Below are 7,365 nucleotides of genomic sequence, written 5' to 3' on the forward strand. Positions count from 1 at the left end.
ACGGTAGGGAATTGACATGTCGATCTGGGAATACGCCAACCCCGTCAAGTTCATGCGCACATCCGATGTGGTGCTGCCATGGGTCGCTGCCGCCGCTGCGCTGTCGGTGGCGGGCGGGCTGATCTGGGGCTTTCTGACGCCCGAGGATTACAAGCAGGGATCGACCGTCAAGATCATCTTTCTGCATGTGCCTGCCGCGATGATGGCGATCAATATCTGGGTGATGATGCTGGTTGCCTCGCTGATCTGGATCATCCGCCGCCACCACGTCAGCGCGCTGGCCGCCAAGGCCGCCGCCCCCATCGGCGCGGTGATGACGCTGATTGCGCTGGCTACCGGGGCGATCTGGGGCCAGCCGATGTGGGGGACATGGTGGGAATGGGACCCGCGCCTGACCTCGTTCCTGATTCTGTTCCTGTTCTATGTCGGCTATATGGCGCTGTGGTCGGCGGTCGAAGACCCCGACAGCGCTGCCGATCTGACCGGGGTTCTGTGCCTTGTCGGCTCGGTCTTTGCGCTGTTGTCGCGCTATGCGGTGAACTTTTGGAACCAGGGGCTGCATCAGGGCGCCAGCCTGTCGGTTGCCCCCGGCGAACGGATGAGCGCGGTTTACCGCTATCCCCTGTATCTGACGATGCTGGGCTTTTTCCTGCTGTTCGTCACCTTGCTGCTGATCCGCACCCGGACCGAAATTCGCCGTCGCCGTCTGGCGGCCCTGCAAGCGCGGGAGGCGCGTTACTGATGATTGAACTGGGCAAATACGCCACCACCGTTCTGGCCGCTTATGGCATATCCGTTGCGCTGCTGATCGGGATCGTCTGGCAGACCGTTGCCGCCAATGCCCGCGCCCGCGCCGCGCTGGCCGCGCAGGAGAACCGCAATGGCTAAGGTCTCGCCGATGATGCTGCTGCCGCCCGCGATCTTTGCCGGGCTGGCGGCCTTGTTTCTGTGGGGCATGGGCCGCGACGATCCGAATGCGCTGCCCTCGGCCTTTATCGGCCAGCCCGCGCCGGAGTTGCCGCAGACGACCCTGCCCGGCAAGACGCAGTTGACCGATGAGATGCTGCGCCAGCCCGGCGTCAAGCTGGTGAACTTTTGGGCCAGCTGGTGTCCGCCCTGCCGCGCCGAACATCCGACGCTGACCGAACTGGCCAAGACCATCCCCGTCTATGGCATCGACCTGAAAGACCCCGAGGCGAACGCCCTGCGTTTTCTGGAACAGGACGGCGATCCGTTCCACGCGATGGCCACCGATCCGAACGGGCGCGGGGCCATCGAATGGGGCGTGACCGCCCCGCCCGAGACCTTTATTCTGGATAGCGAGGGGCGGATTTTGTATCGCCACGCCGGCCCCCTGATCCGCGAGGATTATACCCAGCGGTTCCTGCCGCAACTGGAAAAGGCAATGGCGGCGGAATAGGGGCGATCTGGCCGGCCGCTGTCTGACAGCGATTAAACGGCCAAGGCCCGTCCGGCGGCATGGCCGGATGCCCATGCCCATTGAAAGTTATACCCGCCCAGCCAGCCGGTCACATCGACGCATTCGCCGATGAAGAACAGCCCCGGAGTGCTGCGGGCCTGCATGGTTTTCGCGTCCAGATCGCGGGTGTCGATGCCGCCCAGTGTCACCTCGGCGGTGCGATAGCCCTCGGTCCCGACCGGGGTGATCTGCCAGCGATGGATGCGCGCGGCCAGCCGGTCCAGCGCGGTGTTGGGCTGATCGGCCAGACGGGCGGCGGCAAGGCCGGTTTCGGCGGCGATGGCTTGGGCCAGTCGCTCGGGCAGGTGGTGGGCCAATGCCGTTGCCACCTGCATTCGGCCCGCCCGCCCACGCTGCGTTTTCAGGTCGGCGGCAATGTCATGGCCGGGGAGCAGGTCGATGCTCAGCCCCTCGCCCGGTTGCCAATAGTTCGAGATTTGCAGGATCAGCGGCCCCGACAGCCCGCGATGTGTGAACAGCAGCGCATCGGTAAAACCTGCGCCGCTGTGGCGGATCGCGGCATCGGTCGCCACCCCGGCCAGCGGGCGGCTGGCCTCCAGATCCTGCTGCGCAAAGGTCAGCGGCACCAGCCCCGCGCGCGTGTCGGTGACGCGCAGCCCGAACTGCCGCGCCAGATCATAGGCCAGCCCGGTGGCACCCATCTTGGGGATGGATTTGCCGCCGGTCGCCACCACCAGCCGCGCCGCCGTGGCCGTGCCGCGCGTGGTCTGGATGCGGAAGCCGCCCGTGTCATGGCTGACCGGCCCGATGCCGGTCTCCAGCCACAGGTCTGCCCCGGTGGCGCGGCGCAGCAGCATATCGGTGATCTGCGTGGCCTTGCCGTCGCAGAAAAGCTGCCCTTGCGTCTTTTCATGCCAGGCGATCCCGGCGCGATCCACCAGCGTCACGAATTCCTGCGGCCGGAACCCCGCAAGGGCCGAAGCGCAGAATCGCCGGTTTTCCGACAGAAACCTGTCATGCGAGGTGGCGAGGTTGGTAAAGTTGCACCGCCCCCCGCCCGAGATGCGAATCTTTTCCCCCGGCGCGCGCGCATGGTCGATCACCAGCACCCGCAACCCGCGCTGCACCGCTGTTCCGGCGCAAAACAGCCCCGCGGCCCCCGCGCCAAGTATCGCTACATCCCAATCAGCCATGCCCGCGCATAGCCCCTGCGCGATGTGGCAGCAAGTCTGTCAAATTCGTCCTATTTTGGGCTTGCACCCCCCGATCACCCCCGCTAAAAGCGCCTCCACTGCTGGGGCGTGGCCAAGTGGTAAGGCATCGGTTTTTGGTACCGTGTACCGTAGGTTCGAATCCTACCGCCCCAGCCAGTCTACTTTATCGGTGGAAATGCCAGCCATTCCCAATGGCTTAGTCGGTATGTTGATACAATTGCCTCAAGCAGATTTATGGGGCCTGACGCTAGGTCTACGCAATAGCGCGGATCAATCAAGAGTGCCCGCGCCTTCGCGCCCCCTCGATCCGTGGCGATGAACCGCTCCAGCATGGGCACGATCATGCCTGACGGGCTGGCCGTTCTCGCAGGCCAGCACAACGGCATAGGCGACCAGATCGCGGTGAAGCGGCGCAGGCAGTTCCACCGTCACCTTGACGAGCTTGTTGTCGGGCAGCGGGCCGAGTTTCCGTTTCGTCATGGTCAACCTCCTGCCGCGTCTAACACAAGGTCGCGGGTCACGATGATCCTGACCGGGAAGCCGGGCCGGATGGTGAGCGTCGGCGCAACCTGCAACTGGCGCTGGACGATCTGCTGGCCCGCCTGATTGACAATAACAATATCCTGTGGCCCATCGCGGATGGCACGAATAAGCCGGTCTTCGTCGCTGGTCGCAAGCTCTGTGCCCATGCCAAGCAGCGTGGACAGCCCTGCGGCCTTCATCAGATCCTGCCAGTGATAATCGACGCCATTCTCAAGACCGGCGTAGCCGCTGGCGTCTGCGCCCGGCAGGTGCTCCAGAACGGTGGAACGGCCCGCCCGGCAGGATCACGAGCAGCGAACCGGTGAGGCTGTCATATACGTTCTTCGTCACCTGCACGGCGATCTGGCCCGGAAGGTTGGAACGGATGTTCGGGCTTCCTGCGGGTGGGAACGCCGCCCTTGCCCTCGTCCTTGTCCTGCCTGAAGCATTTCGGTTTGAACTTGGATCGCAAGGGATTCCCATGACGGTTGATCTGTGATTCGTCGTGTTCAGGAAGGTGTGTCATGTCAGCACCATTCCCATCTGCGCTGCGGGTGCGTTTTCAGAGGCTTATTGAAGAATGGTCAAGTGGCGTGCGGCGGCATTGCGCCTGAGGGTGTCGCCTGCCACGGGCGCACGGTGGCACATCGGTGAGGACCATTGGCCATGCAGGAGCAGCGCCGCAGGGACCTCTGCGCGGCAGGGAAGGCTTGCTCCGCATCAGGCGTTCCTCGAAGAGTTGATCGCTCAGGACCCCGGCATCACACTCTTCGAGCTGCGCGATGCGCTTGCCGATGCAGAGGGCGTTCAGGTCCATCACGCCTCCATCGCCAATCTGCTGTCACGGCTCGGATTCACATACCAAAAAGTCGCTGGTTGCCGCTGAACGCCGTCGCGCCAAGGTCAGACAACAGCGCGCAGACGGGTTCAGACATCGGCTTTCTGCCATTGCAACATTACCTGATCGCGTTGTTTTCATTTATGAAACAGCGATTGAGGCATGCAGGGCTGACGCAGGACGCGCGGATTGCGCCGTAGGTCATCAAGGGCGCGATGGATGGTCACGCCGCCGCCGCCGACATCCGTGAAGTGCCGATCCCCAAGATCGCCCCCGGAACCGTTGTCATTCTTGATAACCTTGCGACCCATCGGAACAAGAATGCCGCGCAGGCACGGCACGACTGCGGCTGCCGGTTCCTCTACCTCGTCTGATCTGAACCCCATAGAGCAAGCCTGCTCAAAGCTGAAAGCCCACCTGCGACGGATCGGGGCAAGAACCTTCACCGAGGTCTCGACGCCATCGGCGCAATCTGCAATCTCTACAAATGACGGCAAGGCCGCAGGATATGCCTCTGGTTAATGTCGAAATGATTTAAGATGCGCAGCTGTCGCGAACAGGCGAAGCGCGAGAAGTGGAAGGTCGTCGGAACCTGCAAGGATGCGGTATTTGTGGTGCGAGCATAATCCTTCGGTCCGGCATCCAGACACTCTTGCAGGGCGCGCAAGCAGGCCAGTTCGACATAATGTTGACCGAGACTCTGGACCGCATTTCGCGCGACCAGGCCGATGTGGCGACGCTGTTCAAGCGCCTGTAGTTCGCCGGCGTTCCCATCGTCACGCTGGCCGAAGGGGAAATCAGCGAATTGCATGTGGGCCTCAAGGGCACGATGAACGCGCTGTTCCTCAAGACCTCGCCGCCAAGACGCATCGCGGCATCCGTGGCCGCGTTGAGGACGGCAACTCGGGTACGCTGGAAGCCCGCAAGATCGAATTGCCCGACCAACTTGCCGACATTCCCGAGGATGCGTCGGACCTGCTGCCGAGTGCTACTGCAATTTATGCGAAGAAGGGCGCGGCGCTGACCACCGCTCTTGTTAAGCCCGAGGAGCGACCGCAGGCAGTTGCCGCCTTGCGGATGCCGATCAAGAAGATTGTGCTCACGCCAGGCCCGGAACGGGGGAAATCCACGCCACGCTGCATGGCGAATTGCGCAGGATCATCGGATGGATGGGGCGACAGGCCATTGGAAAGACCTGCAAAATAACAAGCCCGCCGTTGGTGTGGCGGGTTTGTTGGTCTCAATGGTTGCGGGGGCGGGATGCCGATGGCGGCTATTGGGCCAGCGACAGGATGGCGTCCACCTGCAAATGTTGTTCCAGATGGTCTGTCAGTGCGTCGAGGGCGGCTTCGACCCCGGTATCGAAGCTGACGGTGGCGGCGGTGCCAAAGCGCGACAGGAAGGCGGCGCGAAAGCGGTCGTCGGTAAAGATTCCGTGCAGGTAGGTGCCCATGACGCGGCCATCGGGGCTGATTGCGCCGTCCGGTTCGGGGATATGGGCAAAGGGGCGCGCGCAGTCGGGGCCAGAGCTGCGGCCCATGTGGATTTCGTATCCGCTGACGGGCTGGCCGAGCGCGGTGCCGGTGGCGCGGGTCAGGCGCTTGTCGCCGGCCATGTCGGTGCTGGCGTTCAGCAGGCCCAGCCCGGCGCTGTTGCCCGGCGGGCCGTCGTGGCCGTGGGGGTCGCGGATGGTGTGGCCCAGCATCTGATAGCCTCCGCAGATGCCCAGCACATGGCCGCCGCGCCGGTAATGGGCGATCAGGTCCACGTCCCAGCCTTGCTCGCGCAGAAAGTCGAGGTCTCCGCGGGTGGATTTGCTGCCGGGGATGATGACCAGCGCCGCGTCGGCGGGGAGCGGCTGGCCGGGGCGCAGCATGGTCAGGCGCACGCCGGGTTCGGCGGCCAGCGGGTCGAGGTCGTCGAAATTGGCGATGCGCGACAGGCCGAGGCACACGATATGCAGCGCGCCGTCGCGGGGCAGGGGGCGGATGTCGGCGGCGTCCTCGGCGGGCAGGCGGGCGGCTGCGGGCAGCCAGGGGATCAGGCCCAGAGCGGGCCAGCCGGTGCGGTTCTCGATCATGCGATAGCCGTCGGCGAACAGGGCGGGGTCGCCGCGGAACTTGTTGACAAGAAAGCCGCGGATCATGGCGGCGTCCTGCGGGTCAAGCACGGCCTGCGTGCCGACCAGTTGCGCGATGACCCCGCCCCGGTCGATGTCGCCGGTCAGGATCACCGGCACATCGGCGGCGCGGGCAAAGCCCATGTTGGCGATGTCGCGCGGGCGCAGGTTGATTTCCGCCGGGCTGCCCGCGCCCTCGACGATGACCAGATCATGCGCCGCGCGCAGCCGGGCAAAGCTGTCCAGCACCGCGCCCATCAGTTGCGGTTTCAGCGCGGCATAGTCGCGCGCCTGCGCGCGGGCGATGGCGCGGCCCTGCACCACCACCTGCGCGCCGGTGTCGGTTTCGGGTTTCAGCAGGACCGGGTTCATGTCGGTGATCGGCTGAATTCCGGCGGCGCGGGCCTGTAATGCCTGCGCGCGGCCGATCTCGCCTCCGTCTGCCGTGACAGCGGCGTTGTTCGACATGTTTTGCGGCTTGAACGGCGCGACCGACAGGCCGCGACGCCGGGCGATCCGGCACAATCCTGCGACCAGCAGCGATTTGCCGACATTCGAGCCGGTTCCCTGAATCATGATCGCGCCGCGCATGGCTCCCCCAGACTTGCTTTCATCGGTTTGGATGAGTAGATAGCCACGTCCGCAAATGAAAGGCCGCTGACCGTGCAAAACGTCGTCCTGACGATTCATCTGATCCTTGCCGTGCTGCTGACCGGCGTGGTGCTGTTGCAACGGTCCGAAGGTGGCGGCCTTGGTATGGGCGGCGGCGGCGGTGGTGGCGGCGTGATGACGGGCCGTCAGGCGGCCAATGCCCTGACGCGGCTGACCTGGATTTTCGGGATCGCGCTGTTCTGCACCTCGGTCGCGCTGACGGTGATTGCCGCGCGCGAATCGTCTGGCGGATCGGTGCTGGATCGCTTTGGCGGTGCCGGCGCGCCTGCGCCGGCCAGCGGCAACCTGCCGCAATTGCCGACCTATGCGCCGCCGCCCGGCGCGGGGCAGCCGGTGACGCCGCCCGCACCCGATGCCGCCGTTACGCCTGCGGCGGATGCGCCCGCGGTTGTCGAACCTGTCGCACTGCCCGCCCCGGTCGAGGGCAGCGCGACCGCGCCTGAGGTGCCCCCGGCACCGGCCAACTAAGGCCACCACATATCGAGGCGGCGATCTGCCGCCCTGCCTTGGCTTGCGGTCCGTTGCCGGATCGGGACGAATCGGTTATAGCCATAGTCCC

At 64.9% G+C, this 7,365-nt stretch carries 9 protein-coding genes, 1 tRNA gene and 2 pseudogenes; 8 read left to right on the forward strand and 4 right to left on the reverse strand.

The genetic code is table 11. The annotated features are described in order from the left end of the window. Positions 1-16: 16 nt before the first annotated feature. Genes Q4G14_RS01195 through Q4G14_RS01205 form a run of 3 tightly spaced genes read left to right on the forward strand, consistent with a single transcriptional unit; the run spans position 17 to position 1,420 of the window. On the forward strand, positions 17-742 hold the full coding sequence (locus Q4G14_RS01195) for a heme ABC transporter permease (RefSeq protein ID WP_303359887.1): 726 nt from the start codon (positions 17-19) through the stop codon (positions 740-742). Beyond that, complete coding sequence (gene ccmD, locus Q4G14_RS01200) at positions 742-888, forward strand: heme exporter protein CcmD (protein ID WP_303359888.1); 147 nt, start codon at positions 742-744, stop codon at positions 886-888. The genes Q4G14_RS01195 and ccmD overlap by 1 nt, the downstream gene beginning before the upstream one ends. Then, positions 881-1,420: a DsbE family thiol:disulfide interchange protein gene (locus Q4G14_RS01205; RefSeq protein ID WP_303359889.1), complete on the forward strand. Its 540-nt coding sequence runs from the start codon at positions 881-883 to the stop codon at positions 1,418-1,420. Before ccmD ends, Q4G14_RS01205 begins: the two co-directional genes overlap by 8 nt. Before the next feature lie 32 nt (positions 1,421-1,452). Here the strand turns inward: Q4G14_RS01205 and Q4G14_RS01210 are convergent, their stop codons facing one another. Next, positions 1,453-2,634: an NAD(P)/FAD-dependent oxidoreductase gene (locus tag Q4G14_RS01210; RefSeq protein WP_303359890.1), complete on the reverse strand. Its 1,182-nt coding sequence runs from the start codon at positions 2,632-2,634 to the stop codon at positions 1,453-1,455. 102 nt (positions 2,635-2,736) lie between these two features. On the opposite strand from Q4G14_RS01210, the gene Q4G14_RS01215 reads away from it, so the two are divergent. Next, a tRNA-Gln gene (locus Q4G14_RS01215) sits at positions 2,737-2,811 on the forward strand. A 128-nt stretch (positions 2,812-2,939) separates the two neighbouring features. Here Q4G14_RS01215 and Q4G14_RS01220 read toward each other — a convergent pair. Together Q4G14_RS01220 and Q4G14_RS01225 are read right to left on the reverse strand one after the other, a co-directional pair. Next, positions 2,940-3,135, reverse strand: a pseudogene (locus Q4G14_RS01220) (DUF2274 domain-containing protein); the annotation flags it as partial. Positions 3,136-3,137: 2 nt separating this feature from the next. Then, positions 3,138-3,564 (reverse strand): annotated as a pseudogene (locus Q4G14_RS01225) (TrbI/VirB10 family protein); the annotation flags it as partial. A 193-nt stretch (positions 3,565-3,757) separates the two neighbouring features. Between Q4G14_RS01225 and Q4G14_RS01230 the strand changes: the two are divergent. The 3 genes from Q4G14_RS01230 to Q4G14_RS15040 all read left to right on the forward strand — a co-directional run bounded on the left by Q4G14_RS01230 (position 3,758) and on the right by Q4G14_RS15040 (position 4,772). Continuing rightward, positions 3,758-4,063 carry a hypothetical protein gene (locus Q4G14_RS01230; RefSeq protein ID WP_303359891.1) on the forward strand — a complete coding sequence of 102 codons (306 nt, stop codon included), beginning with the start codon at positions 3,758-3,760 and terminating at the stop codon, positions 4,061-4,063. Between the two features lie 167 nt (positions 4,064-4,230). Beyond that, positions 4,231-4,389 (forward strand): hypothetical protein, encoded by a 159-nt coding sequence (locus Q4G14_RS01235; protein WP_303359892.1) that lies wholly within the window; start codon positions 4,231-4,233, stop codon positions 4,387-4,389. A 200-nt stretch (positions 4,390-4,589) separates the two neighbouring features. Beyond that, a complete protein-coding gene (locus Q4G14_RS15040) occupies positions 4,590-4,772 on the forward strand; it encodes a recombinase family protein (RefSeq protein WP_368661218.1) in 183 nt (60 codons plus the stop codon). A 516-nt stretch (positions 4,773-5,288) separates the two neighbouring features. On the opposite strand, the gene Q4G14_RS01245 is transcribed toward Q4G14_RS15040, so the two are convergent. Further along, positions 5,289-6,725 carry a cobyric acid synthase gene (locus Q4G14_RS01245; RefSeq protein WP_303359893.1) on the reverse strand — a complete coding sequence of 479 codons (1,437 nt, stop codon included), beginning with the start codon at positions 6,723-6,725 and terminating at the stop codon, positions 5,289-5,291. 72 nt (positions 6,726-6,797) lie between these two features. Here Q4G14_RS01245 and secG point away from each other — a divergent pair, with 72 nt between their 5' ends. Continuing rightward, positions 6,798-7,274: a preprotein translocase subunit SecG gene (gene secG / locus Q4G14_RS01250; protein WP_303359894.1), complete on the forward strand. Its 477-nt coding sequence runs from the start codon at positions 6,798-6,800 to the stop codon at positions 7,272-7,274. Positions 7,275-7,365: the final 91 nt, after the last annotated feature.

The organism is Paracoccus sp. (in: a-proteobacteria) (assembly GCF_030538755.1).
GTDB lineage: Bacteria > Pseudomonadota > Alphaproteobacteria > Rhodobacterales > Rhodobacteraceae > Paracoccus.

What these genes read in the sequence shown, in the direction of transcription:
- Q4G14_RS01195 (WP_303359887.1), top strand. Translation starts at nt 17, where the DNA reads ATGTCGATCTGGGAATACGCCAACCCCGTCAAGTTCATGCGCACATCC.
- ccmD (WP_303359888.1), top strand. Translation starts at nt 742, where the DNA reads ATGATTGAACTGGGCAAATACGCCACCACCGTTCTGGCCGCTTATGGC.
- Q4G14_RS01205 (WP_303359889.1), top strand. Translation starts at nt 881, where the DNA reads ATGGCTAAGGTCTCGCCGATGATGCTGCTGCCGCCCGCGATCTTTGCC.
- Q4G14_RS01210 (WP_303359890.1), bottom strand. Translation starts at nt 2,634, where the DNA reads ATGGCTGATTGGGATGTAGCGATACTTGGCGCGGGGGCCGCGGGGCTG.
- Q4G14_RS01230 (WP_303359891.1), top strand. Translation starts at nt 3,758, where the DNA reads ATGGTCAAGTGGCGTGCGGCGGCATTGCGCCTGAGGGTGTCGCCTGCC.
- Q4G14_RS01235 (WP_303359892.1), top strand. Translation starts at nt 4,231, where the DNA reads ATGGATGGTCACGCCGCCGCCGCCGACATCCGTGAAGTGCCGATCCCC.
- Q4G14_RS01245 (WP_303359893.1), bottom strand. Translation starts at nt 6,725, where the DNA reads ATGCGCGGCGCGATCATGATTCAGGGAACCGGCTCGAATGTCGGCAAA.